At 42.8% G+C, this 24,630-nt stretch carries 22 protein-coding genes and 1 tRNA gene; 14 read left to right on the forward strand and 9 right to left on the reverse strand.

Going from position 1 to position 24,630, the window contains the following annotated elements; translation table 11 throughout:
* The first annotated feature begins 103 nt into the window (after positions 1–103).
* From betA to choV, 4 genes are all read left to right on the forward strand, one after another.
* Positions 104–1,819 (forward strand): choline dehydrogenase, encoded by a 1,716-nt coding sequence (gene betA / locus R7O12_RS12140; protein WP_005373209.1) that lies wholly within the window; start codon positions 104–106, stop codon positions 1,817–1,819.
* A 36-nt stretch (positions 1,820–1,855) separates the two neighbouring features.
* Entirely contained in the window at positions 1,856–2,794 is a 939-nt protein-coding gene (locus tag R7O12_RS12145) for a choline ABC transporter substrate-binding protein (RefSeq protein ID WP_005382646.1), read from the forward strand.
* Positions 2,795–2,871: 77 nt separating this feature from the next.
* Positions 2,872–3,714, forward strand: coding sequence for a choline ABC transporter permease subunit (choW, locus tag R7O12_RS12150; RefSeq protein WP_149192080.1), 843 nt, complete (start codon positions 2,872–2,874; stop codon positions 3,712–3,714).
* 2 nt (positions 3,715–3,716) lie between these two features.
* A complete protein-coding gene (gene choV / locus R7O12_RS12155) occupies positions 3,717–4,895 on the forward strand; it encodes a choline ABC transporter ATP-binding protein (protein WP_042523602.1) in 1,179 nt (392 codons plus the stop codon).
* 96 nt (positions 4,896–4,991) lie between these two features.
* On the opposite strand, the gene R7O12_RS12160 is transcribed toward choV, so the two are convergent.
* Positions 4,992–5,648 (reverse strand): NAD(P)H-dependent oxidoreductase, encoded by a 657-nt coding sequence (locus R7O12_RS12160; RefSeq protein WP_064354707.1) that lies wholly within the window; start codon positions 5,646–5,648, stop codon positions 4,992–4,994.
* 243 nt (positions 5,649–5,891) lie between these two features.
* Here R7O12_RS12160 and R7O12_RS12165 point away from each other — a divergent pair, with 243 nt between their 5' ends.
* The gene (locus R7O12_RS12165) at positions 5,892–6,326 is read left to right on the forward strand and encodes a globin (protein WP_017633662.1); all 435 of its coding nucleotides are present in this window, start codon (positions 5,892–5,894) and stop codon (positions 6,324–6,326) included.
* A gap of 41 nt (positions 6,327–6,367) precedes the next feature.
* Here the strand turns inward: R7O12_RS12165 and R7O12_RS12170 are convergent, their stop codons facing one another.
* Both R7O12_RS12170 and R7O12_RS12175 read right to left on the reverse strand, forming a co-directional pair.
* The gene (locus R7O12_RS12170; RefSeq protein WP_005373196.1) at positions 6,368–7,150 is read right to left on the reverse strand and encodes a slipin family protein; all 783 of its coding nucleotides are present in this window, start codon (positions 7,148–7,150) and stop codon (positions 6,368–6,370) included.
* A 10-nt stretch (positions 7,151–7,160) separates the two neighbouring features.
* Positions 7,161–8,537 carry an NfeD family protein gene (locus R7O12_RS12175; RefSeq protein WP_053307604.1) on the reverse strand — a complete coding sequence of 459 codons (1,377 nt, stop codon included), beginning with the start codon at positions 8,535–8,537 and terminating at the stop codon, positions 7,161–7,163.
* A 498-nt stretch (positions 8,538–9,035) separates the two neighbouring features.
* On the opposite strand from R7O12_RS12175, the gene R7O12_RS12180 reads away from it, so the two are divergent.
* From R7O12_RS12180 to R7O12_RS12190, 3 genes are all read left to right on the forward strand, one after another.
* Positions 9,036–10,004: a cytochrome-c peroxidase gene (locus R7O12_RS12180; protein WP_017820324.1), complete on the forward strand. Its 969-nt coding sequence runs from the start codon at positions 9,036–9,038 to the stop codon at positions 10,002–10,004.
* Positions 9,997–12,354: an ATP-binding protein gene (locus R7O12_RS12185; RefSeq protein ID WP_250654669.1), complete on the forward strand. Its 2,358-nt coding sequence runs from the start codon at positions 9,997–9,999 to the stop codon at positions 12,352–12,354. Before R7O12_RS12180 ends, R7O12_RS12185 begins: the two co-directional genes overlap by 8 nt.
* 99 nt (positions 12,355–12,453) lie before the next feature.
* Complete coding sequence (locus R7O12_RS12190) at positions 12,454–12,921, forward strand: OsmC family protein (RefSeq protein ID WP_005373176.1); 468 nt, start codon at positions 12,454–12,456, stop codon at positions 12,919–12,921.
* A gap of 76 nt (positions 12,922–12,997) precedes the next feature.
* Here R7O12_RS12190 and gdhA read toward each other — a convergent pair whose 3' ends face one another.
* On the reverse strand, positions 12,998–14,350 hold the full coding sequence (gene gdhA, locus R7O12_RS12195; RefSeq protein ID WP_017633658.1) for an NADP-specific glutamate dehydrogenase: 1,353 nt from the start codon (positions 14,348–14,350) through the stop codon (positions 12,998–13,000).
* A 305-nt stretch (positions 14,351–14,655) separates the two neighbouring features.
* On the opposite strand from gdhA, the gene R7O12_RS12200 reads away from it, so the two are divergent.
* Positions 14,656–15,666, forward strand: coding sequence for a DUF2804 domain-containing protein (locus R7O12_RS12200; protein WP_064354710.1), 1,011 nt, complete (start codon positions 14,656–14,658; stop codon positions 15,664–15,666).
* 7 nt (positions 15,667–15,673) lie between these two features.
* Positions 15,674–16,531, forward strand: a complete 858-nt coding sequence (locus R7O12_RS12205) for a sterol desaturase family protein (RefSeq protein ID WP_005373167.1) — start codon at positions 15,674–15,676, stop codon at positions 16,529–16,531.
* A 16-nt stretch (positions 16,532–16,547) separates the two neighbouring features.
* On the opposite strand, the gene R7O12_RS12210 is transcribed toward R7O12_RS12205, so the two are convergent.
* Positions 16,548–16,622, reverse strand: a tRNA-Gly gene (locus R7O12_RS12210).
* Between the two features lie 371 nt (positions 16,623–16,993).
* On the opposite strand from R7O12_RS12210, the gene R7O12_RS12215 reads away from it, so the two are divergent.
* From R7O12_RS12215 to R7O12_RS12225, 3 genes are all read left to right on the forward strand, one after another.
* Positions 16,994–17,512 carry a DUF4136 domain-containing protein gene (locus R7O12_RS12215; RefSeq protein ID WP_005382627.1) on the forward strand — a complete coding sequence of 173 codons (519 nt, stop codon included), beginning with the start codon at positions 16,994–16,996 and terminating at the stop codon, positions 17,510–17,512.
* 144 nt (positions 17,513–17,656) lie between these two features.
* Entirely contained in the window at positions 17,657–18,037 is a 381-nt protein-coding gene (locus tag R7O12_RS12220; RefSeq protein ID WP_318104003.1) for a hypothetical protein, read from the forward strand.
* A gap of 50 nt (positions 18,038–18,087) precedes the next feature.
* Positions 18,088–18,768 (forward strand): DedA family protein, encoded by a 681-nt coding sequence (locus R7O12_RS12225; RefSeq protein WP_318104001.1) that lies wholly within the window; start codon positions 18,088–18,090, stop codon positions 18,766–18,768.
* 125 nt (positions 18,769–18,893) lie between these two features.
* On the opposite strand, the gene R7O12_RS12230 is transcribed toward R7O12_RS12225, so the two are convergent.
* The 3 genes from R7O12_RS12230 to R7O12_RS12240 form a co-directional block, all read right to left on the reverse strand.
* Entirely contained in the window at positions 18,894–19,217 is a 324-nt protein-coding gene (locus tag R7O12_RS12230) for a hypothetical protein (protein WP_005373158.1), read from the reverse strand.
* 86 nt (positions 19,218–19,303) lie between these two features.
* The gene (locus tag R7O12_RS12235; RefSeq protein WP_017633653.1) at positions 19,304–19,762 is read right to left on the reverse strand and encodes a hypothetical protein; all 459 of its coding nucleotides are present in this window, start codon (positions 19,760–19,762) and stop codon (positions 19,304–19,306) included.
* A 328-nt stretch (positions 19,763–20,090) separates the two neighbouring features.
* Positions 20,091–20,732 carry a murein L,D-transpeptidase catalytic domain family protein gene (locus R7O12_RS12240; protein ID WP_318103999.1) on the reverse strand — a complete coding sequence of 214 codons (642 nt, stop codon included), beginning with the start codon at positions 20,730–20,732 and terminating at the stop codon, positions 20,091–20,093.
* 822 nt (positions 20,733–21,554) lie between these two features.
* Between R7O12_RS12240 and R7O12_RS12245 the strand changes: the two genes are divergently transcribed.
* Positions 21,555–22,130 carry an imm11 family protein gene (locus R7O12_RS12245; protein WP_025767876.1) on the forward strand — a complete coding sequence of 192 codons (576 nt, stop codon included), beginning with the start codon at positions 21,555–21,557 and terminating at the stop codon, positions 22,128–22,130.
* Positions 22,131–22,269: 139 nt separating this feature from the next.
* Here R7O12_RS12245 and R7O12_RS12250 read toward each other — a convergent pair whose 3' ends face one another.
* Entirely contained in the window at positions 22,270–24,630 is a 2,361-nt protein-coding gene (locus tag R7O12_RS12250) for an EAL domain-containing protein (protein WP_318125879.1), read from the reverse strand.

Raw genomic sequence — 24,630 nt, forward strand, 5'->3', positions numbered from 1 at the left:
TAACTACTTATCGAAAATTTCCGCCTTGTTCTCAAGCATTTTTCCTACGCTAATTTCGTTCACTTATCTACGGTGATGAGTATTAACTCCTAGGAGAATAAAAATGCAACAACACTACGATTACATCATCGTCGGTGCGGGTTCCGCCGGCTGTGTGTTAGCGGATCGCTTAAGTGAAAGTGGTCAAAATTCGGTCCTATTACTCGAAGCGGGTGGGTCGGATAAAAGTATTTTTATCCAAATGCCAACAGCGCTTTCTTACCCGATGAACACTGAAAAATACGCGTGGCAGTTTGAGACGGTTGAAGAGCAAGGGTTGGATGGTCGCCAACTTCATTGTCCTCGCGGAAAAGTTCTGGGCGGTAGCTCATCTATCAACGGCATGGTTTACGTTCGCGGACACGCTTGTGACTTTGACCAGTGGGAAGAGGAAGGCGCGAAAGGCTGGAATTATCAGTCGTGTTTGCCTTATTTCCGTAAAGCAGAGTCTTGGATTGGTGGTGCTGATGAATATCGGGGCGATCACGGTCCAGTCGGCACATGTAACGGCAACGATATGAAGCTCAATCCACTGTACCAAGCTTTTATTGATGCAGGCAAAGAAGCGGGCTACCCAGAAACAAAAGATTACAACGGTTATCAGCAAGAGGGCTTTGGCCCAATGCATATGACCGTCGACAAAGGCGTACGCGCTTCGACCTCTAATGCATACTTAAGCCGCGCTAAAAAACGCAAAAACTTCACCCTAATGAAGAGGGTGACGGTTCATCGAGTTTTATTAGAAGAAACTGGTGCAGAAGGTAAGAAAGCGGTAGGCGTTGAATTTGAAAAGTCAGGTTCAATTCAGCAATGTTTTGCGAATAATGAAGTGATTTCGAGTGCGGGTTCGGTTGGCTCCGTTCAGCTGTTGCAGCTTTCAGGCATTGGCCCTAAGGCAGTATTAGAAAAAGCGGGCATTGAGGTGAAACACTCGTTGGAAGGGGTAGGTAAAAACCTGCAAGATCACTTAGAAGTGTACTTCCAATATCACTGTAAGCAACCTATCACGCTCAACAGCAAATTAGGCTTGGTGAGCAAGGGCTTGATTGGCACTGAGTGGATATTAACTCGCAAAGGCCTTGGTGCTACTAACCACTTTGAATCGTGTGCGTTTATCCGCTCTCGTGAAGGACTAAAGTGGCCAAATATTCAATATCACTTCTTGCCAGCGGCAATGCGCTATGACGGGCAAGCTGCTTTTGATGGTCATGGTTTCCAAGTGCACGTCGGACCTAACAAGCCAGAAAGTCGCGGGTCGGTCGAAGTTGTCTCTGCGAATCCGAATGATAAGCCGAAGATTGAGTTTAACTACATTTCCACTGAACAAGATAAGCAGGATTGGCGTGATTGTATTCGCCTTACTCGCGAGATCCTCAATCAGCCAGCCATGGATGAGTTTCGTGGGGACGAGATCCAACCCGGTCTGAACATCACAACGGATGAACAGATTGATGAATGGGTGAAGCAAAACGTCGAGAGTGCTTACCATCCATCTTGTACCTGCAAAATGGGCGCAGATAATGACCCATTAGCCGTCTTAAATGAGCGATGCCAAGTACGCGGTATTCAAGGCTTGCGTGTGGTGGACTCTTCTATTTTCCCAACCATTCCGAACGGTAATTTAAATGCGCCAACGATTATGGTGGCAGAACGCGCCGCGGATATGATTTTGGATAACGCCCTAGAAACGTCGAACAACGTACCAGTTTGGATTGCACCAGACTGGCAAGAGATGCAACGAATGCATCCGCCAAAAAGAGATCTCGATTCGATCTCATAAAATGAAAAAGTCAGTAATCATTACAAGGAATTCAACATGTCTAAGATGACAAAAATCTTCTCAACAATTGCACTAAGTACTTTAGCAACAGGCGCTTACGCCAACCAATGTGAAACGGTTCGTTTCGCAGATGTAGGTTGGACTGACATCACAGCGACCACTGCCGTTACATCAGAGTTACTTAAAGGGTTGGGGTACAAAACGAAGACCGATCTTCTGTCTGTACCTGTAACTTACTCCTCTATGGCTAATGGCGATATCGACATTTTCCTAGGTAACTGGATGCCAACGATGGAAGGTGATATCGCGAAATACCGTGATGCAGGTACTGTTGAAACCGTACGCGCGAACCTCGTTGGCGCAAAGTACACGCTAGCGGTTCCAAAATACGTTTATGACGCAGGCGTAACCAACTTCGCTGACCTAGTAAAACATGCCGACAAATTTAAAGACCGCATTTACGGCATTGAACCAGGAAACGATGGCAACCGCTTAATTCAGTCAATGATTGATAGCAACGCATTCGGCCTAAAAGATTTCAGCCTAGTTGAGTCCAGTGAAGCTGGCATGGTGTCTCAAGTATCACGTGCCGCACGCCGCAATCAATGGATTGTGTACCTAGGTTGGGCGCCGCACCCAATGAATAGTAACGTTGAAATGGAATATCTAGCGGGTGGTGATGACTTCTTCGGTCCTAACTACGGCGGCGCGAACGTCTACACAAACGTACGTAAAAATTACCTCGCTGAGTGTCCAAATGTAGGTCAGCTAGTGAAAAATCTAGAGTTTAACCTAGAAATGGAAAATGAACTGATGGAAGCGATTCTTAACCAGAAACAGAAGCCATCAAAAGCAGCGCAAGCATGGTTGAATGCAAACCAAGAGCAAATTGAAGCGTGGCTAGAGGGCGTGAAAACGGTAGATGGCCAAGATGCGCTAACAGCTATTACAAACTACTTAAAAACAAACGCTTAATAAGCAGTATTTGAGCTCGTTTTTTTAAAAGAAAGTGGGCAGAGTTTTGCCCGCTTCATTAACACAAAGGTTTTATTTTGAATTTTATTACGGACAACAAACTACCGTTGGGCCAATGGATGGAAACTGGCGTCGATTGGTTAACCATCAATGCATCGGGTTTTTTCGATGCAATCTCTATTACACTTGAAACGATCATTCTTTTCGTGGTGGACATTTTTAAATGGATGCCACCTGCAGCGCCAATCATTATGACGGCGGCAATTGCTTGGTTCTTACATCGCAGCATTCCTCTTGTCGTATTTATCGTGTTGGCCTTACTCGCAATTCTCAACCTTGGTTACTGGCAAGAAATGCTGGAAACCTTTGTCCTTGTGTTTGCAGCGACAACGATTTCCGTATTAATTGGCGTGCCGTTGGGCATTATGGCGGCGCACCGTCCTTGGTTATACACCTTGTTGCGGCCAATACTCGATTTGATGCAGACCGTACCGACATTCGTTTACCTAATTCCAACCTTGGTTCTGTTTGGCTTAGGTATTGTCCCTGGTCTAATCTCGACCATCATTTTCGCTATCGCTGCGCCAATTCGATTGACGTACCTCGGCATTATTAAAGTGCCGGAGGAGCTACTTGAAGCGGGTAAAGCATTTGGTGCCAGCCGCATGAAGCTACTGTTTAAGGTGGAGTTACCTGCGGCATTGCCAAGTATTATGGCTGGCGTTACGCAATGTATTATGTTGTCTTTGTCTATGGTTGTCATTGCGGCGCTTGTTGGTGCTGATGGGCTTGGTAAGCCAGTCGTACGTGCACTGAATACGGTAAACATTTCACAAGGTTTTGAAGCGGGTTTAGCGATTGTACTCGTTGCCATCATTCTTGACCGCTTGTGTAAAGCACCAAACCAGAAGGAGTCATAATCATGGACGCTATTACTATTAAAAATCTTGATGTCGTTTTTGGTCAGCAACAAGCACAGGCGCTAGCACTACTAGATCAAGGGAAATCTCGACAAGAAATCATTGATGAAACTGGCCAAGTGGTTGGGGTTGATAATGTTTCGCTGAACGTGAAACAGGGTGAGATCTGTGTCTTGATGGGGCTTTCAGGCTCGGGTAAATCAAGTTTGCTGCGAACGGTTAACGGATTGAACGATATTTCTCGTGGCTCTCTGAAAATCAAAGATGGCGACGATATGGTTGAGCTCTCTAACTGTGACGAACAGAAACTGCGCCACCTTCGTACGCACCGCGTGTCCATGGTGTTTCAGAAGTTTGCATTGATGCCATGGTTAACGGTGTTAGACAATGTAGCGTTTGGTCTAGAGATGCAAGGCATTGGTAAAGCAGAGCGTCGTAAAAAGGCGCGTGAACAGCTCGAAATGGTCGGTTTATCTGAGTGGGAAACCAAATTCCCGCACGAGCTTTCTGGTGGTATGCAGCAGCGTGTTGGCCTAGCGCGAGCGTTTGCGATGGACACTGATATCTTGTTAATGGATGAACCGTTTTCAGCACTTGATCCATTGATTCGTGCTCAGCTTCAAGATGAATTGATTCTGCTTCAAGAAAAGCTAAACAAAACCATTCTTTTTGTGAGTCACGACTTGGATGAAGCACTTAAAATCGGTAACAACATCGCCATTATGGAATCAGGAAAGCTGATTCAACATGGCAAGCCAGAACAGATCATTCTTGCTCCAGAAAACGATTATGTGGCGGACTTTGTTGCTCACACTAATCCATTAAATGTGCTGAAGGGACGTTCCTTAATGCGTGACGATTTGGTTCGCGAAGATACGCGTGTTCTAATTTGCCCTGACAAAGATATTTGGGTGATACAAGAGAGCAAGGGGTTAAGTTTAGCGGATAAAGATAAATCGTTGATTCAATGGAAGAGCGACTCTTCGAACCTTGACGAAGTTAATGAAAACTCTCTGGTTCAGGTTAGTCCAGAAATCAGTATGCGAGAAGCGATTGAACTTAAACAGCGTAGCAATCAGCCTCTGCTTATGGTTGAAGATAATAAGTTGGTTGGTGTGTTAAGCGACAATGAGCTTTACGATGCATTGCTTGGTAATTTTAAGTCAGAGCAAGTTGCGTAAAGTTGACGCAGAACCAAGTAAAAAAGAGCCGCACATTAATGCGGCTCTTTTTAGTTTAAACAATGAGTTAAGTCGCTAAGCTAAGACAATGGTCGACTATAGAGTCGTAATTACGTCATCCATTGCAAGGCGTGCTTTTGGAAGACCATGATTATAATCTTCCCCATCTTTATGGTAGCCAATCGCCAGCGCAACTTCACAAATATGGCCCTCGAGCTCTTCTTTAAACTCTTCTCCAATCAGAGCCGGATCGACACCTTCCATCGGTGTTGAATCAATGCCTAGTCGTGCCAATGTGTGTAGTAGGTTGCCTAGTGCCAAATAGACTTGTGCTTTTGTCCAGTTTCCGTTGAAGCCATTTTCGTCCGTATTTGCATCGGCAAAAGCGTAAGCACCCATAAAGTTGTTGTACATCTCCGCTGGCAAGTGGCCAGATGTTACTTCTGCATCCACACGCTTCGCAAATTTCTCTTTAGTAAATTTAGGATCGTAAGCAAACAGAATCGTATGTGATGCGGCTTTCGCGTGTGGTTGGTTAAACTGATGCATATTTGCAAACGTATTGTGGAAACGTTGCTTCGCTTCATCACTTTCAATAACGATGAATTTCCATGGTTGTGAGTTGATAGAAGACGCCGACAAACGCAGTGCTTCTTTGATTATCGCCATGTCTTCTTGAGAAACGCGCTTGGTTTCATCATATTTTTTTGCAGTGTAACGGCTATTTAGATCGGTAATGATTTGATGGGACACGTTTATATCCTCTTTATGTGATGACAGATGAGGATGCACTAGCATCGACAACCATGCGTACCTCGAATATGGGGTCATGATAATGGATATTTTTTCATTGATAAGAGGGTGTTTATTTAAATCACTTTTTACTTTTTGTTGAAAATCGATGTGGGTTGATCGGTTTGAAACTTAAAAGTCCTTATTTGGAAGCTTTTATTTGATATTAAATTAAACTCATATTAAGGCGTAGGGGAAAGCAACATGAACGTGATTGAAGTTTTTAATGATAGCTATGAACGTTGTACTTCAGATCAGGAGTTTTTCGACTTGTTCTACAAAAATTTATGGTCGAAAAGTGCCAACTTTAGACAGAAGTTTGACGGTATAGACATGCACCAACAAGTGAGAATGCTTAGAGGGTCTATCGTATTTTTTATGATGGCAGATACCTCGACCGAAGCGCACAAAATGGTGGAAAAGTATGGGAAAAAGCATGCAAGTGCAGATATTGGTATAGAGCCGCAGGATTTTGATGTTTGGCTTGAGAGTTTGTTAGAAACGGTTCGGCAGTGTGATTCTGGGTACGATGCCGATGTTGAAACCGCTTGGCGAACATGCTTTAAAACGGGCTTAGAAGTAATGAAACAAGAATGTGATAAAGAAGATGGGCACATCCTTAAAGCGAGTACCAAATAAGGAAGTAACGTGAGTGGTCGTTACTTCCTAGGGGCAGAATCTTACTTATCTTGTGTCTCTTTATTCTTTTTCACCGCTTCGGCGATATCACTGACAGCTTCGACAAGATTGATCGGCATTGGAAAAATAATAGTGGATGTTTTGTCTGTAGTGATTTCAGTGAGTGTCTGCATGTAACGTAATTGCAATGCATTCGGTGCTTCGTTGAGCATTTGCGCTGCTTCTTTTAATTTATTTGAAGCCTCTAACTCACCAGTAGCGTGAATGATCTTCGCCCTACGGTTACGTTCTGCTTCTGCCTGACGGGCTAGGGCTCTGACCATGCTGTCATTTAAATCAACATGTTTGACTTCAACCGTAGCAATCTTGATTCCCCAGTCATCAGTCTGTTGATCGAGAATGGATTGTAAATCCTTATTGAGGCGTTCTCGCTCTGATAGCAATTCATCGAGTTCATGCTGACCCAATACCGAGCGCAGCGTGGTTTGTGCTAACTGGCTGGTAGCATCGCTGTAGCTTTCAATATTGTTAATCGCCATTTGAGGATCAACTACACGAAAATAAACGACCGCGTTGACGCGCACAGAAACGTTATCTTTGGTAATTAAATCTTGTGTCGGCACATCCAAAACGACAGTACGTAAATCAACCCTCACCATTTGCTGAATAAATGGGATAAGGATGATCAAACCAGGTCCTTTGACTTCTTGAAATCGACCAAGAAAGAACACAACCCCACGTTCGTATTCTCTCAAAACCTTGAACATTTGGGTCGCTAGTGCGAACAGCAGCACCACGATCACCGCAACGGTATAGAGCATCATAAAGCGCCTCCTATTTATTTTGGCGGTCATCAGGCATCACAGTTAAGGTCAGCCCTTTAACATTAACAATGGTGACGTGATCACCTTGTTTGAATTGTTGATGGTCTTTGGCTTTAGCTCGCCATAACGCACCGTTGAGTTGAACGCGTCCTTCGCCATCGATAAAGTCATCGCTTACCACGGCGACCTTCCCAGGGTAAGTCTCTAAACCCGTCGTTACACGCCGGCGACGAATTTTGAGCAGCAGGCCGACGGTCAGCACGATTAGAGCCACGGAAAATATGGCAATACCAAAAATCAAAGGAAGGGCGATCTGGAATCCTGGTAACTCACTGTCCATGAGAAATATCGAACCGAGTACAAAGGCGACAACGCCGCCTAAGCCCAAAATACCAAAGCTCGGGCTGAATGCTTCCGCTATCATTAGTGCAATACCGAGTAACAGCAGACCAAGACCTGCGTAGTTGACGGGCATCATTTGTAGTGCGTACATGGCAAGAAGCAGACAAATCCCACCTAGCACACCGGGTAAGCCAATTCCTGGGTTGTAAAATTCAAGAAGTAAACCGTAGATGCCGATGAGCATTAGAATGTAGGCAACGTTTGGATTGGTTATAACGGCTAGCATTTCTGCTCGCCAGTCGGGTGTTCTTTCAATCCATACGGGATTTTCCAGTGACAATGTCACATCACGATTGTTAACTTTAACAGTTTGTCCATCAATGGCTTTGACTAAATCCTCTGGTGAGTTGGCTATATAATCAATAACGTTTAATTCCAATGCCTCTGTGGCGTCCAAACTCGCTGCTTCGCTCACTGCTTTCTCTGCCCACTCTGCATTTCGGCCATGAAGCTTTGCTAAGCCTTTAATATAGGCTCTAGCATCATTAATCACCTTTTTCTCCATTGCGGTTTTCGCGGGAACTTTCTCTGAACCTTCGTTGGTTCCTTCTGGCGTTTCTTCCGCGTTTTGATCTTTGCCATCATCCGATGAAGGAGGTTGAGGCGTACCACCTAACGCGACGGGCGTTGCAGCTCCGAGGTTTGTCGCTTCAGCCATGGCGGCTACGTGACTAGCGAGCAAGATGTATGTTCCTGCACTGGCAGCTCTAGAACCAGATGGGCCGACCCAAGTTGCAATGGGAGTCGAGGAGGTGGTAATCGCGTGAATAATATCTCGCATTGCGCTATCTAAGCCGCCTGGTGTGTCCATCTCTAAGATCACTAAACTGACACCGTTTAGTTGAGCTTCTTCTATTTCACGAGATAAATAGTCGCTAGTAGCAGGCCCTATAGCGCCTTTGACAGGAACAATCCAAACGGTATTCGCCAGTGCTTGACTGGCAATCAAGAGTAAAGGTAAGAACCATATCCATAGTCGTTTCATGCAGTCCTCCTTGTGTGGTCACAGGGACTTTTTGAAATCCTAATTCAAGTATATCCAAATAACTTAGAGATGCTTGAGTATAGGTTCTAATGAATAAGTTCCCGAGGCTAATTAGGAGACTACATTTTTATATATAAACGCTGTGTGAGATAGTAAACTAAAGCAAATTATTGGTAATTGTGATGTTTATGTTTATTGTTCAGCGTTTGATTAAGTTGGCCGTTATCTGTGCCGTATTCTTTACTATTTTCGATCTGATCTCGTATGGAGAGGTGACTTGGTTTCAACGGTTTTTGGCTTTTCTACACTAAACTCAGATTTCAATACGTTAGCTACTCATAAGGCGATAGGTTTCTTCCTATTCGCCTTATTACTCCCTCTTCAACCAAAGCCTTAAACAAAGCAATACTTAACTCGTTTTTTCAACTTCCTGTCGGTGGAAAAAACGCCAAAATGCAACTAAATTCATATCAATGATAAGTTTAAGGTATGTAGTTGATGAGGCAATTCAGCGCAATCGCACTAGCTGTTGTAACACTCATTTTGAGCCAAACAACAACCGCAAGAAACGCGAAGATGTTAGGTGATATCTCCCTAGTTCAGCCCATACAGGGTGATCCTAATGTGGATATTAAGCTAGCGAGAATTGGCTGGCATCTCTTCCGCGATCCTCAATTATCGTCAAATGGTAATGTCAGCTGCGCGACATGCCACAATCTGCAAACCAATGGCGCTGAAAATACACCTGTCTCTACGGGGGTGAAAGGTGATGGAATTAGAAATTCTATAACAGTGTTTAATGCAGCGTTAAATTATCGTTTTTTATGGGATGGTACGGAAAACACCTTGATGGCTCAGATTGATGGTCCAATCCATAATCCAATGGAAATGGATTCAAACTGGCAAACAATAGAGCAATATGTAAAAGAGAGTGAACATTATCAAGCTCTATTTAATCGTGACGGTGAATTGCCGATTAACGTTCATAATATCAAGTCCGCTATTGTGGAGTTTGTTGAAGGGCTGCAGACGCCTGGCGCACCATTCGATGCTTACTTATTGGGTTACACGCATGTACTGAGTGAACAGCAAATCAGAGGTTGGAAAACATTTCAGACTTCAGGTTGTGTGCAGTGTCATCAGGGCAAAAATATCGGCGGAGCGATGATCCAAAGGTTCGCCTATTTCAAGGATAAGCCAGTAGTAGAGGACTCGGGCAGGCAACTCGTTACGATAGAAGATGAAGAGCGATTCTATTTTAGAGTAGCCAGTTTACGCAATGTCGCGCTAACGAGTCCTTATTTTCATAATGGGCAAGTCGATAAGTTATCCGACGCGATACAAATCATGGCTAAAACCCAGCTCGGTATAACGATGAACGATGAGAATGTCGCGGACATTGAAGCATTCTTGCAGTCGTTGACAGCACCTAGACCCATAATTTTAGAGGTGTTGGAAAATGAATAAATTCAAACTGATCAACTTTTGCTTTTTTATTGGGATACTGACGTGCTGCACACTGGCGTATATGTCGTATATGAATTCAAAAAACGCTCAAGAATTTCATGCTGGGCTAATGAATATCGGACATGAGTTGATTGAAGAGCGTGATGTTATCGTGAACCGATATGCCGTTGAAGATAGGAAAAACTATGAGTTAACAACATCTTTAGTAGAGATAGAAATCGCAGTACAGGCACTGTTGGAATCATCAAAGGCATCAGTTTGGTTTCCCGTGACACCCAATCGTATAAAAGTTAGGGATACGCTTGAACAGTTTAAGGAGCGAGTGCTTCAAACAACGTTGAAGCTTGATATGTTAATTGGTGTTCAGGTAGAAAATCGGTATGCATTACTCATGTTGTTCAATTTATATCAGCAAGATGTTTCTACCGAGAGCGGTCAATCTTTGGGTGGCAGTCGTTATTTTGAATTTCTCAACCAGTTGCTTCTAACACAAACTGAAGTTGAGAGTGAAAAGGAAGCGAACTTCCTTAAACGGCTTCAAACGAGTGATAAAAGAATTGAATTGCTGACGAATGAACTGCTTGATCACACTTATATTGAGTTTGTCGAAAGCTCAGAGCATCGGTTACTCAATATTGCTCAAAGTGAGGCGCGTTTTACGTGGTTGTTTGTATTTATCGCGGTGATGTTTCTAGTTAGCGCGTTTGTTTATCAGTCACATCACCGAATGCATAGCTTAAAACAGTTGAATCTTGAAATTGAAGAGGCGAGAAACAAAGCCGAGCGAGCGGCAAAAGCGAAATCAAATTTTCTTGCTGCAATGAGTCACGAACTAAGAACGCCGATGAATGGTGTACTAGGGCTTTCTCAAATGATTGCAGAAGAGACCAAAGAGCCGACGACGAAAGAGCACATTAGGGTTATTCTTGATTCTGGCCAGCATCTGATGACGATCCTCAACGATATTTTGGATTTTTCTAAAGTTGAAGAAAACAAACTGGAATTTGAGCAAGCTAAGTTTAAGCTCGATCAAGTGCTTTCTCCGGTGTGTAGCGCAATAAAACCACTTGTTGATGAAAAAAATATCGAGTTAATCTTGGAAAACGAGGTTTCTGAATATACTGAATTTACTGGAGATTGTGCGCGTTTACGACAGATCTTGTTTAATCTCGCCGGTAACGCGGTGAAGTTTACCAATGAAGGGCATGTGCTGGTTAGAACTGAGTTAGATGAATCGAATCAGTTGTTGGTCATGCGCGTGAGCGACACCGGTATTGGTATTGCGCCAGACAAGCACGAGCATATTTTTAACTCGTTTGAGCAAGCAGACTCATCAACGACTCGAAGGTTCGGCGGAACAGGGCTTGGGTTAGCCATCGTCAAAAAACTAACCGATTTGATGGGTGGCCATATTACTCTGAAGAGTATAGAAGGCGTTGGAAGTCAATTTATCGTTGAGTTGCCGATTCCTTGGGTAGAATCTGCTCCGAAAAAGCAGCAAGAAGCACCGAAACCTCGCGCAAAATCACACCATTTAAAGATACTACTTGCTGATGATAACCGTGTGAATGCCATTGTGGCAAAAGGGTTTTGCGAAAAGCTTGGGCATGAAGTGGAAGTTGCAGAAAATGGATTAATCGCGGTTAAAAAGGCGAAAGAGAACGAGTACGACCTGATCTTGATGGACAACCATATGCCCGAGATGAATGGCGTTGAGGCGACACGCGTTATCCGACAAGAGTTAGGTATCAAGACATTACTCTTTGCGTACACGGCAGACGTATTTCGTGAAGCTCACGATAGCTTTATCGAAGCAGGAGCAGACCATGTGCTTACGAAACCGCTACAGCATGAGAGCTTTTCAGACGCTCTCAAACAGTTTGCCGCCAGACTCGAACCGAAACAGAATCCGCCACTAACGAGTGACAGCAATGTGCTTCAATTGCAACGTAAGCCAATCGAGAACTTAAGGTTAACAGAGGAAGAACTCTCCCGTTCAGGCATGTTTACTTCTTTACGAGATGAGCCAGAAGCGCTCGACGAGTTGCTAAAAAGCATTATTGTCGATTTTGAGACTTCTGTTGATGAACTTATTGAATACTTTATGGCTGAAGACTTTGCTTCATTAGAGCTGACGTTGCACAAAACGAAAGGGATGGCACTGAACCTAAGTTTACCTATTTTGGCGAGCCAAACGGAGGCCCTGGAAACTCAACTTAAAGCCAACCAAAGTCCCGAGATTGAGCAGTTGCAGATGCTGATCAATCGGTTACAGGTCAACATCCATCAGTCTCATAGACTTTTGGATGATATCCAGAAGAACAATGCCGATCCTCAACAGATTTTATAGTCCCTGTGAGTGCGATGCTTTCCTTAACTCATTTTGTTGTGGTTTACTGTGGCAAGGACGGATAGTGTTGATTCGTCGTCGGAAAATCAGGGAGTTAGAATGAGTAAGCATTCCGCTTTAATCAAATGGCATCGTAAAGCTGGCGAAGAGTTTAGTGATAATAAGTATAGTAGGGCACACATTTGGCAATTTGATGGAGGGTTGCAAGTCCCAGCATCTCCATCTCCCCACGTAGTACCATTACCACTATCCGTAGAAGAAAATGTTGATCCAGAAGAAGCGTTTGTCGCGGCACTTTCTAGTTGTCATATGCTCGTTTTCTTGTCTATTGCAGCAAAGCGGCGTTACGTTGTGGACAGTTACTTAGATGAAGCGGTAGGGGAGCTTGAAAAAGGCGAAAACGGAAAAGAGTGGGTATCAAAGGTAACGTTAAACCCTAAGATAACATTCTCAGGTGAAAAACAACCGACACCATCTCAATTAGAAAAACTGCACCACATGGCCCATGAGAATTGCTTTATCGCCAACTCCGTTAAAACAGAAGTGACAACGCTTATTGCGAATTAAGTGGAGCTCTTTATCAAAAAGCGCGGCCTATTGCGGAGTTATATTAAGCCAGCAGTCATCCTGCTGGCTCGTTCATCTAGACGACACCTTGCTCAATCATTGCATCAGCGACTTTTCTAAAGCCTGCAATGTTGGCGCCTAAAACTAAATTTCCAGGTTGGCCAAACTCTTTACTGGTTTCGTTTGCATTGATGAAAATATTTTTCATGATGGTTTGCAACTGACTATCCACTTGTTCAAACGTCCAGTTTTGCATGCTGGCGTTTTGCGCCATTTCAAGTTGACTGGTTGCAACGCCGCCTGCATTGGCTGCTTTGGCAGGCCCATAAGCTATGTCCGAGTCCACGATAATATTGGCAGCATCACGGGTGGTTGGCATGTTCGCCCCTTCACTAATCAAAATACATCCGTTTTCGATAAGAGCCAGTGCGTCGTCTGACGTTAATTCATTTTGAGTCGCACAAGGGAAGGCAGCATCAGCCTGATATCGCCAAACAGCATGTCCTTCATTAGGATAGTCGCCCTCTGGTGTGTATTCTGCTTCAGGGTAAGTTTCTAAATATTCTTCTAAGCTTGCTCTTTTCACTTCTTTCAGTTGTTTTAGGAGCTTAAGATCAATACCGTGCTCATGATAGATCGTACCTCGAGAGTCGCTGCATGTAACCGGCGTTGCTCCCATATGGTACAGTTTTTCAATGGCGTAGATAGCCACGTTGCCAGCACCAGAAACGAGGCAAGTTTTCCCTTTCAATGAATCGTTGCGGTCGTTGAGCATGCATTCTGCAAAATAGACGGCGCCATATCCTGTCGCTTCTTTTCTGGCGAGTGATCCACCCCAAAGAAGACTCTTGCCTGTAAGCACACCTTCGTAGCGCCCCGTCAATCGTTTGTATTGACCAAACATATAGCCAATTTCGCGCGCCCCGACGCCGATATCGCCTGCGGGAACATCGGTGGCAGGACCGATATGACGGTACAACTCGTTCATAAATGATTGGCAAAATCGCATGATCTCGCCGTCGGATTTTCCTTTAGGATCGAAGTTTGAACCGCCTTTGCCGCCACCGATAGGAAGGCCAGTCAGTGCGTTTTTAAAGATTTGCTCAAAGCCGAGAAATTTTATGATGCTCGCATTGACTGAGTGATGGAATCTCAATCCTCCTTTGTACGGCCCCAAAGCAGAGTTGAATTCAACTCGATAACCTTTGTTTACTTGTACATTTCCAGCATCATCAACCCAAGGAACTCGAAACATGATTTGACGTTCTGGCTCGACGATCCTCTGGATAATCGCTTGTTCCTTATATTTATTATTGCCTTCTATTACCGGCGCGAGAGAAGTTAATACTTCTTCTACCGCTTGGTAAAATTCTTTTTGCGCAGGGCTACTGTGTTGCAACGCAACAATAGTATCGTGTATGTATGACATAGGTTTCTTCCTTGATGTGAATAAGCAATCAGTTTATATGAATGTATTTCCATTAAATAGTGATTTTGACCAAGATTCAATGGTTGTAGTGGTATTTCCTGCGGATGAGAATGTGCAGCTTCTAACCCGGGCAGTGTTGGTTGAGATAGGTAGGGCGAGCTAAGTAAGCGGGTGGTTGAGTGATCAGTTTCACATATAACAAGCAGAAATCACTTTAGTCGATGTTGTTGTGCAGTTACGCAAATTGTTTATGTTAACGTCGTGTTAAAGTTTGTGTGTGTGATGACTTGTGAAAAGACAACTATATGGATGAGCTTAAGGTTCTGAACTCGTTTATTCAGCAGAATGGTCTACCAGCGTTTGGCCACCTTGATGGAATTCCAACATCGTTACAGCTAGATAAATTTACCTACCTTGATGAGATGGATAAGCCAGTGTCTAAGTGGCGCCGTTACCGCGATTATAAGCAGTTTCAGTTCGTCAATTTGGTCACACCTGATTACGTCATTGGAGTAGCGATTGCTGATATACGGTATTTAGCATCCGGCTTTTTCTACCTGTTTGATATTAAAAAGAATAAGTTGATTGAGCAACAATGGTTGAAACCTTTTAATATAGGTTATCAAACTCAGCCTTCCAGTTGGTGCAGTCTTGCCCATCTTGCTAATAAAAGAGTTCAGTTTTCTATTAAGGATGGTATTTGGCACGTCCACTTTGTGACAGAGTCAGTCAATGCGGATCTCTATTTACGTCCAGAAAATATGAGTTTGCCATTAATGTTGTGTACGCCAACAGGTTATGCGGGTTGGACATATACTCAGAAGCACAATGCGTTAGCAGTAGACGGTAACTTGTTCATATTAGGAAAAGAGCAAGATCTTTCAGAGGTGGCTGCTGGTTACGATTTTTCCGCTGGGTACATGCGGCGAGAAACAAGTTGGCGCTGGGCGAGTATCAATTGCTTTGAGGATGACAGGCGTCTGGGGTTGAATTTGGCAGCTGGCGTTAATGAAACTGGCTATTGCGAAAATGTATTGTGGATTAATGGTCAGCGTCACTTTTTGCAACCTGTGCAGTTTCAGTTTTCACGAAGTGATGAAGGGCAAAAGTGGCATATTACGTCTGAAGATAAACGAGTTAACTTACAGTTCACGCCTTTGAATCGACGCTCAGAGAAGAAAAATTTTTGGCTTCTCAAAAGTAACTTTCGTCAGTACATCGGTTATTTCTCTGGCTATCTTATCGATGGAAATGGCATCAAACATCAGTTAGAAGAAGTTATGGGTCTTACTGAAGATCACTATGCAAAATGGTAGAAACATAATGGATTGGACGCAGTTGATGGACCGCCCAGAATTACTTCTGATGATTCTGGCTCCAGTTTTCTTTTTCTGCATGCTTGCCGAATATTGGTTCGGACAAAGAAGGGGACGCTTGCCTGAAAGCGCGACGTATTACTTCCCTGAAGTAGCGTGTAATTTTGTTCTTGCGGGCTTACACCAAGCGACAGACATACTCACGGGTTTACTGATTGCTCAGTTGTATTTGTGGTGGTTTGATTGGCGTTTGTTTGATATCGAAATGAGCGTCTCAGCTTTTCTTTTACTTGTTGTCCTGCAAGATTTTTTCTATTACTGGTTTCATCGGGCTAGCCATCGTATTCGTTGGATGTGGGCCGCGCACGTTGTTCATCACAGTTCGGAAAGAATGAACTTCAGTACCGCCTTTCGTCAAAGTTTAATGTATCCGCTAGCGGGGATGTGGATTTTTTGGTTGCCCTTGGTGATTATTGGTTTTGAGCCAAAATGGGTTGTCTTCGTTGTGTTGTTTAATCTGGGCTTACAGTTTTTTGTTCACACCCAATCAATTCGTTCGCTCGGGCCACTAGAGTGGGTATTTAACACGCCGTCTCATCATCGCGTTCATCATGGTGTGAACCGTCAGTACATCGACAAAAATTATGCGGGTGTATTAATTATTTGGGATCGAATGTTCGGAACGTTTGAACCAGAGGTGGAAACGGTTCGGTATGGGGTTTCTAAACCTGTAAACAGCTTTAATCCCATCCGCGTGACGTTTGCAGAATGGAAAGACATGTTTTATGACGTAACTCGACCAAACTTATCATGGAAACAACGCTGCCGCCGTTTGTTCGCTCCGCCATCGGATTTTTATGAGTAAATTGAGATAAAGAGATTGGAGCGGGCAGCGGGAATCGAACCCGCATCATCAGCTTGGAAGGCTGAGGTAATAGCCATTATACGATGCCCGCGCATCGATAGGACTCAGTTAATATGCCACACTGGACGAAAAAGAAAAGTCTTTTCTCATCAAATGTTTGTCAGTTGCCTAAAAAAGTAGCGGACTGATGTTAAAGTGTTCATTGTCTCTGGTTTTTTGTGGCACTCGCGATTCCGCTACTAAGCCTAGGGGCTTCCAATTAGGTCGTAAACACCGAATTCTTAGGTGTTTAGATGTTGATGATATTCAAGATTTTCTGTGTAAAGGTTAATCTCGTTTATTGAACAGTCACGTTTCATGGTCAAGACTAGATATTGAAATGATTACTTTTTACTGTTGATGCGTATGTATAACACAGGGTAATTCTGCTGAAACAGTCAGCTTAACCAAAGGAGATTTAACATGATGAGAGGTTTGATATTAGGGCTGGTGGTGATGCTGGTATCTGCTTGTACTACCGTTACAACTGATGTAGATAAACAAGCCGACTTTTCAGCTTACAGAACGTTTGACTTCGGTGCTCAGGCGGAAGCTCCTACCAGTATTGATGGTCGACGTATTGAGCAAGGGCTTGCTGAACAGCTTGAGGGTAAGGGTTTAATTAAGGTAAATAGTGGCGGTGACCTTTACGTACATCATGATATCGTAGAAGAATCCGAGCTTGTTTCTTCAGGATCGTCGGTGAGCTTTGGCTATGGCTGGAATAGCTTTGGTGTGATCACTTCAAGCCCAGAAAGATATAAAGAACGTAAGTATGGGAAGTTGGTGGTTGAACTGGTTGATGCAAAGGCTAATCAAGTCGTTTGGAAAGGCGTTTCAAGTCGTAAACTGTCTGAGTCAATGAGCTCTGAGAAAAGAGAATCTCTCATCCAAGAAGAAATCGCGAAGATGTTTGAAAGCTACCCTTACGGTGAAAAATAATTAGTATTCTTAACGATTAAGAATACTAATTGCCAATAGTTACGCACAGGGTTAAAAGAACTTATTATTTTGGTTTTGGTTACCTTTGTGCGTACGACCCTGATTGCTTTACTCGGACTACTTTTCTGCTTGTTGGCTCCGAGCATGAGCCTGGCGCACTCACACCCAAATTTTCTTTCCTTTCATAACCAGAATATTGCTGTTGACGCTAAGTCGAAGCACTTTTCAGAACATCCTATCTCTCCAATACAACTAGACTACCCGAGTTTAAACAGCCGGAATGTATTGAGGGTTAGCCATGCTAAGGAAATGAGCTCGAACGACGATGTAGAACCCGAATGGTTTGAAATGCTTGATGTAGCATGGTGGGCGCATCGTTCGGCAATTTACTCGATGAAGCGGCTAAAACGCATCGGCAATGAGGCTTTAGGTTGTTGTATTGAAAGTATTTTTACTCACTTTAAATACAGAATCGGAGTGAGAAAAGAATCGAATTTCATATACCGCTTTATACATGCTCGCTAACACATTCCATGTTTTTGCAACTTTTGGTTAATTATGCTTAGGAGCGGTTTATGTTTGATTCGATCATTCAGGTCTTGAGTGCTTTTTGGCATCAAGATTTCACGGCGTTAATGGCGCCAGGCAGTGCAGGTTTGGTTTATTTTGTTGTTGCTGTGATTATCTTTTTGGAAAGTGGCTTTATTCCTGCTGCACCTTTCCCATGCGACAGTGTCGTCGTATTATCCGGTACGCTGGCGGCGGTTGGCGTCCTTGACCCAATTATGATCATGTTGGTGATAGCTGTTAGTGCGGGGTTGGGAAGTTGGGCGGCTTATTTACAAGGCAAGTGGCTAAATCGCTTACCTAAGGTCCAAGGCTGGGTGAGTGCGGTTCCTCAAAAGCGTTTGGAACAAGTCGACGTATTACTCAGTAAACATGGATTGATTGCGCTTTTTTGTGCGCGGTTTATTCCGGTTGTTCGTTCCCTATTGCCATTAATGATGGGGTTGCGAGTGAAACGTATTAGTAAATTCCATTACTTTGCGTGGCTGAGTGCGATTTTATGGACGCTGATATTATGCGGTTTTGGTTCATTACTTCCTTTGCTACCAGAAAATATGAGCAAAGCAATCACAATGCTATTAATGGCGGCACCAATAATTACTCTTGTGATTGGAGTGCTTAGTTTCTTGTTTGTTAAAGCACGTCGAGCGACCTGTAAACCCAAGGATGTGTCAGAGTTTTCCCAATAAGTTTACTTTGATTTGCACTTTTAAGCTTGTATGCAGATTAGACCTCTAATCGACAGGTTTTTGTCAGTAAAAAGAAAGGCGCATACATTGCGCCTTTCTTTTTGAGTGTCGTTAGGGTTTCGAATTTAATAGCCAATGCTATATAGGTATTCGCCAACTTCTTTGCACTGAGACTTGTAGATGTTCTCTACTTCAGACTCATTCTTATCTGCTGCTTTAAATTCAAGTTCGGCAGACGATAGCTGGTCAAAGCTGTAGTCTCTCTCAGACATTAAGTAGTGTCTGAACATCGCTCTGTGTTCCGGAACTGCAATACGTGCGTTAGAAACGTTGGCACACTCTAACAGAGTGTCGTTACTCATTTCTTCTGGCTTAGTTTCTGTGTTTGCTAAGGTTGAGCCCGCTGCAAATAGTAATGCTAGTGCGATGGTTGTAGCGATTCTTGTCATTATATGGACCTCAAATTGGTTCTAGTAACAATGAGCATATTGGCTCTTATCGTTACATTTTCGTGTTCTCTGTATGTCATAAAAAGTTAAACAACAGAGAAGGCGTTGCGACCATGAGTAAAGACGTACATTAAGTTCGCTTCCTTTCTTCCAGAGAGGCGATAAAGAGAGCGTTGACTCATGAGTCCGCCATAACTGTCTAGAGGTAAGCGAGATGCTTGTTTTGCCAACTCCAGTAGTGGTGGAGAAGAGAAAGCAATAAGTAAAAAATAATCAGGAGTAAAATCTGATGATAAAACGCCATCAGTAGCTGATGTTCGGCGACAGGAGACAAGCCCGAACAACTCGCGCTTTATATGTAGGTAGTAACTTTCTGAACCCCAAGAGCTCAGAGAAGCTGAGGCATGAAAATCAGTGTGTGCTAGCTCAAAATCGTCTTGTTGAGAGAGTTTAAGTAGGCGCTCGGAAGTGTAATGTTTGGTGTGGTGCCACTCATGCGCATATGAAGCTGTGATGAGCCCTGAGAGCAGGGACAAAGAAAGCATCAATAATATACGGTGTAGATAACGCAAGAAGTAACCCTAAACATATAAAGCCACAGTTACCCACCATGATTAAGGAATCTTAGTGGAACTATGATAACGATGAAAGCCAGTGTCTGATGAACTCAGCGTATACTAACGAGATGGAAGGGGGATGAACAGAGTTTTCTGATCGCACTTAGGTATATCAGCGAATAACACAATAGTTTTCGCTTTCGAGTAAGCGAAAATGGAAAGAGAGTCGTTGCACAAGGACGATTAAGCTAACAGGATTATTACTGGGGAAGAAATAGAATCTTCTTTTTTCTTCCCCATATGTGTCGCATCGGTATTACGCGCTTGCGTAAATAACACTGCCGCCTTTTATAGTGTCAATGATCTCGCGAGACAACTTCTCTGGTAAAGCAGGGCAACCCCAACTGCGTCCGAGGTATCCATTCTTCTTGATAAAGGAAGGGTTTGCGTAATCGGCACCGTGCACGACAATGTAACGCTCGCGAGCTTTGTCGTTTAATCCAGAGCTTAGCCCATCTAATCGAAGTGAATAGCCATTTGAGCCGTAGTAAGTGGTATCAGTCAAAAAAGTGCCCAATGATGTTTTTCGCGAGTTCACGACATTTGAAAACTGTGTCGCTATTTTCTTTCCGCTGTTCACGCCGTGAGAAACATACGTATTGTAGATTAGCTTCTTTTTATCTAAATCAACCACATAAAAACGCTTTTCAGTTGATGGTTTACTATAGTCGATGATCGTTAGTACCGACTTCTTTCTATCGGGTGTCTTCTGATAAGCGATGTAAGCGTCACTGAACAACTTAAAGTCTACTATGCCATCTAGCTTGGCTTGTTTAAACACATGTTCAACTTGCTTTGGTCGTAAATGATCCCTGGGTTCGTTATCTGATTGTTTTGCAAAAGCAAAAGGTGAGACAGACAACAGCGCACATGTAAATAATAAAATTAACTTTTTCATCTTGGCTAAATAAAACTCTATGGTGTTACAAATTTACCGATTGCTTCATGCATTCGTTAAAACAACATGCACATCAATATAATTCTATTCCCAATGTTTCTTATTGCACGCTTAGGTGCTTGATATTGGGTTGACGATAAGTTTTCGAGTTAAAAACTAACTAATTGAAACTTATATAAAATATGAAGTTTAACGATGGTTTCTATAAACTTCGGCGTAAATAATATCTGATATATGTAATTAATAAAACTGTGTTTAAGGATATTTGTGAAGTTGCTAATTTATAAAAACGGCGTTTTATTTTTCGTACTTTAGAAACTCTTTTTATTTCAATGTGTTTTCTTTTTCTACGCTTTATCCAATACCTCAAAAGTTTGTGATTTAACTCGTAACAAATCGTAACGCCGAATCGTTATGTGTATAAGTGCATTTATAATGTATGAATAAACAACAGGGTGGTAAGAAAAGGCAGTAAAACAGCGGTGAATCGGTTGTTTTTAATTCACGATTGACAAAGCCAAGTCTAAGTCGTACAAAAATTGAACTTGTGAATGTATCGTTTAAGTGAGAGTGATGAGCTCGACAAAAGTGAAGTGATGCGTGCTATTGTTTATTCTCTAATTTATTCGATTACATAAGGAAGGGTACATAGTAAAAATTTAAAAAATAATTCTATCGTGTGGATTAAAATATATAAATAATAAAACTTAGAAATTAAAAGATAAGAACGCCAGATCTGAATTCATTAAATTTTTGAACATGAAAGTAAACTCTATTTATTATGTTTGGTTTGAAAGCGCTCAAATTGATTTAAGGACGGTTATGACAGCATTTAATAAAGTGTTTATTGTCACTCCCAATGTTAATGATTTTGCAATGTTGCGAGAGTCGCCATTGGAAATGTCTCTTCAAGTAACGGCAAGCAAACCTATCCAACTCTATGGAGAGTCTGTTAAAGCCAGTTGGAAAAGTATTGATATTGAATGGTTAGACGTTAAGGGTGAAAAGCCATTACCCAGGCCTGATATTGCAGCATGGGGATCTTTTACTCTTGCTGTATCCGCTTCTATTGCGGATAAGCTCGATGTGTTGAGCGAGAATGTCGAATTTTTACCATTAAATCTACAAGGAAAGCCTTGGCGAGCATTAAACATTGTCACTCAAATTGATGCCATTGATACCTCTGCTACCGAGTATAATCTTCGTCATGGTAAGCTAAGTCGTGCTAGACCGTTTAAGAAACTCGTTTTGAATAGGGAAGCCGTTAATGAATCTGACTTGTTCAGAGTAAAAGGTGCTGGGCTCAGAACGTTTTGCACGGACAAAAAAGGTGGCTTGTACGATAGCGTCAAAGCGCTGAATTTGACCGGTTTGGATTTCAAGGAAGTGCTGGTTTAAAAACGAATAAATAGTGATTTACTCGACTAAAGTCATAGATATAGGTATGGGGGAACAAAAGCTGAGCATCTATCAATGAAGCTCATATATAACTAAATACAGCCGCCACAGTTGTGACAGCTGTACGTCTCCCCTTAACTTATGTTCTTGAAACCCTAATTGAGCTGGCCATGGACGCATCAAATCGACTGTCGTCATTTGCCGATTGCCACCACAAGCTCAATTGTTCTTTAGTCATTGGTTTGCCAAATAAATAGCCTTGCATATAGTCGCAGCGGTATGCCGATAGCCATTCATGCATCATATTGTGTTCAATACCTTCTGCTGTAACCGTTTTATTCTGGGCATGGCATAGCTCAATAATAGGTTTGATCACATGGCCGTTGTTGGTCTTCATCAATGTAACGAGGAACTCTCGATCAAATTTGATTTTTTGAACCGGATACTGAACGAGCTGAGTTAACGATGTGTAACCAGAACCAAAGTCATCAATTGCAAGACGGTAGCCACGTTTTGATAGCTCATCAAGTAGAGCCGTGCCTTGTTGTTCTGCGGCAAAGGTTTCGGTTATTTCTATCTCAATACATTCTGGTTTAACACTGTGCAGTGTCGCTTGTTCATGGATGTAGTTTGCCATTTCTATCGAGTTTAGCTCTGCTGATGAAAGATTGACCGAAAGAACAATATTCTTACCGAAAATATTCCTTAATTGATGGTATTCCGCCGTTGCATTGGCGAAAACCCAGCGGTCAATTTTATCAAATAATCCGGCTTGCTCAGCAATTGGAATAAACTCCTTTGGAGGGATAGGGCCGATACCTTCGGCTTCCCAGCGCAACAAGACTTCTAACCCCTCAATTTTGTTGCTTCGATTGTTCATATAGGGTTGAAAAACAAGGTGAAATTCTTCCTCTACATTGCTTTTTCGGAGCGCACGTTCAAGTTGACTTCGTCTTTGAGACTCAATATTGAGAGCGGCTGAATAATAGGCGTATTGATTTTTCCCTGCCCGTTTTGCTTGATACATAGCCGCATCGGCACTGGAGAGTAACTTCGCGATGTCAGTACCGTCTTGAGGATATTGTGCAATACCTACGCTTGCCGTAACGGGAAATGAATTACTCCAAGATGAACTGAGATTACTAATCGGTTTTAGTAACTCTGATGCAAGCAAATCAGGCAAGCGTTTTACCTCTTGATTTGAGCTCAGCAAAATTGCAAATTCGTCACCAGATAACCTGGCGGCAAAGCAGGGGCTGTTGTAATCGTGCGAGAACTTTTGACAGGCATTCTTGATGTGTGATGAGAACACTTTTAATAAGTTATCTCCCAATTCATGCCCGTATTTATCATTCACGTATTTAAAGTTATCAAGATCGACGTAAACAACCCACAGAAACTGCGAAGGGGAGATAAGTTCACGAGTGGCAAGCTCATGAAAACGATGGCGATTGGCGAGTTGCGTCAGGTGATCCGTTTCAGCTAGGCGTTTTGTCTTTTTATAGATGACATTAAGTTCCTCATACATATCAAAAAAGCGTGCAGAGAGGCGTCCTATTTCATCGTTTGTTTCTAGCTTTTCAATATTGTCACGTTGATTAGATTCAAGTTCGTTCAGCTGCTTATCAAGGCGAGAAACAGGGCGCAACACATAGCGGTACAACACCAAAATGATTAATGTGATGGTGAAAAACGCCGCTACGCCAAAGGAGAAAGCAAGTTCTAGCCACACTTTATCGACTTTATTCCACATTAAATATTCGGCAGGAGAAAGCACGGCATAAAAGTGCGGCAGCAGCTCAATGGTTTGAGCGAGAGGAATATCAAGATAAATGGGTTTGTCGGCGAAAGTAATCACGCTGTGCGTGTCAAACTCGATGTCATGCTTAATCTCGTTAAAGGCTTCAAGTGATACGGAAACTACCACAAAAAACACATTTTTCGAGTCAAAGCTCAAAGGGTGAGCCCCCGTTCTTTTGTCGACGACCTCATATTGAAGAAGAATGCTTTGTCCACTGGAGTTATAAATAAAGCCAGTGTGACTGAAAGTCTCTCTCTCATTGAAACTTCGTGATATGTACTCTAACACCTTTGGGTCGACCACACCTGATGATTCGTAATATTTGTTTTCTGTGTAGTAGAGAAGGTTTTGTTTGCCGTCGAGGATCGCCATACTCGCATCGCCTTTGTAACCATGGCTTAATACTTCAGCGGTCTCGTCTAATCGATTAAACAAGACTCGCTCACGATAGGGGTTGTTATGATTAACCAAATAGTCTTGTAATACATCACTTTTACTGAGCGTATAGGCATAGCTATTAAGAAAAATATTCGCTTGTCGAAACTGCCCGGCGAGCTTTTCCATCTGCAACTGAATATAGCTGTCTTCCCGCTTGATGAGCGTCACTTTTTGAATGCTATAAATAATATAGCTAGATACTAACGCGCTTAATAAGATCACTGGCGCGACAAGCAAAATGACTCTATTGCTTAACTTCAT

It is taken from the genome of Vibrio sp. Vb1574, from assembly GCF_033338675.1.

Excerpts from the sequence above, each read along its gene's own strand:
- betA (WP_005373209.1), top strand. The coding sequence starts at position 104 with ATGCAACAACACTACGATTACATCATCGTCGGTGCGGGTTCCGCCGGC.
- R7O12_RS12145 (WP_005382646.1), top strand. The coding sequence starts at position 1,856 with ATGTCTAAGATGACAAAAATCTTCTCAACAATTGCACTAAGTACTTTA.
- choV (WP_042523602.1), top strand. The coding sequence starts at position 3,717 with ATGGACGCTATTACTATTAAAAATCTTGATGTCGTTTTTGGTCAGCAA.
- R7O12_RS12165 (WP_017633662.1), top strand. The coding sequence starts at position 5,892 with ATGAACGTGATTGAAGTTTTTAATGATAGCTATGAACGTTGTACTTCA.
- R7O12_RS12170 (WP_005373196.1), bottom strand. The coding sequence starts at position 7,150 with ATGATGCTCTATACCGTTGCGGTGATCGTGGTGCTGCTGTTCGCACTA.
- R7O12_RS12175 (WP_053307604.1), bottom strand. The coding sequence starts at position 8,537 with ATGAAACGACTATGGATATGGTTCTTACCTTTACTCTTGATTGCCAGT.
- R7O12_RS12180 (WP_017820324.1), top strand. The coding sequence starts at position 9,036 with ATGAGGCAATTCAGCGCAATCGCACTAGCTGTTGTAACACTCATTTTG.
- R7O12_RS12185 (WP_250654669.1), top strand. The coding sequence starts at position 9,997 with ATGAATAAATTCAAACTGATCAACTTTTGCTTTTTTATTGGGATACTG.
- R7O12_RS12190 (WP_005373176.1), top strand. The coding sequence starts at position 12,454 with ATGAGTAAGCATTCCGCTTTAATCAAATGGCATCGTAAAGCTGGCGAA.
- gdhA (WP_017633658.1), bottom strand. The coding sequence starts at position 14,350 with ATGTCATACATACACGATACTATTGTTGCGTTGCAACACAGTAGCCCT.
- R7O12_RS12200 (WP_064354710.1), top strand. The coding sequence starts at position 14,656 with ATGGATGAGCTTAAGGTTCTGAACTCGTTTATTCAGCAGAATGGTCTA.
- R7O12_RS12205 (WP_005373167.1), top strand. The coding sequence starts at position 15,674 with ATGGATTGGACGCAGTTGATGGACCGCCCAGAATTACTTCTGATGATT.
- R7O12_RS12215 (WP_005382627.1), top strand. The coding sequence starts at position 16,994 with ATGATGAGAGGTTTGATATTAGGGCTGGTGGTGATGCTGGTATCTGCT.
- R7O12_RS12220 (WP_318104003.1), top strand. The coding sequence starts at position 17,657 with ATGAGCCTGGCGCACTCACACCCAAATTTTCTTTCCTTTCATAACCAG.
- R7O12_RS12225 (WP_318104001.1), top strand. The coding sequence starts at position 18,088 with ATGTTTGATTCGATCATTCAGGTCTTGAGTGCTTTTTGGCATCAAGAT.
- R7O12_RS12230 (WP_005373158.1), bottom strand. The coding sequence starts at position 19,217 with ATGACAAGAATCGCTACAACCATCGCACTAGCATTACTATTTGCAGCG.
- R7O12_RS12235 (WP_017633653.1), bottom strand. The coding sequence starts at position 19,762 with ATGCTTTCTTTGTCCCTGCTCTCAGGGCTCATCACAGCTTCATATGCG.
- R7O12_RS12240 (WP_318103999.1), bottom strand. The coding sequence starts at position 20,732 with ATGAAAAAGTTAATTTTATTATTTACATGTGCGCTGTTGTCTGTCTCA.
- R7O12_RS12245 (WP_025767876.1), top strand. The coding sequence starts at position 21,555 with ATGACAGCATTTAATAAAGTGTTTATTGTCACTCCCAATGTTAATGAT.
- R7O12_RS12250 (WP_318125879.1), bottom strand. The coding sequence starts at position 24,630 with ATGAAGTTAAGCAATAGAGTCATTTTGCTTGTCGCGCCAGTGATCTTA.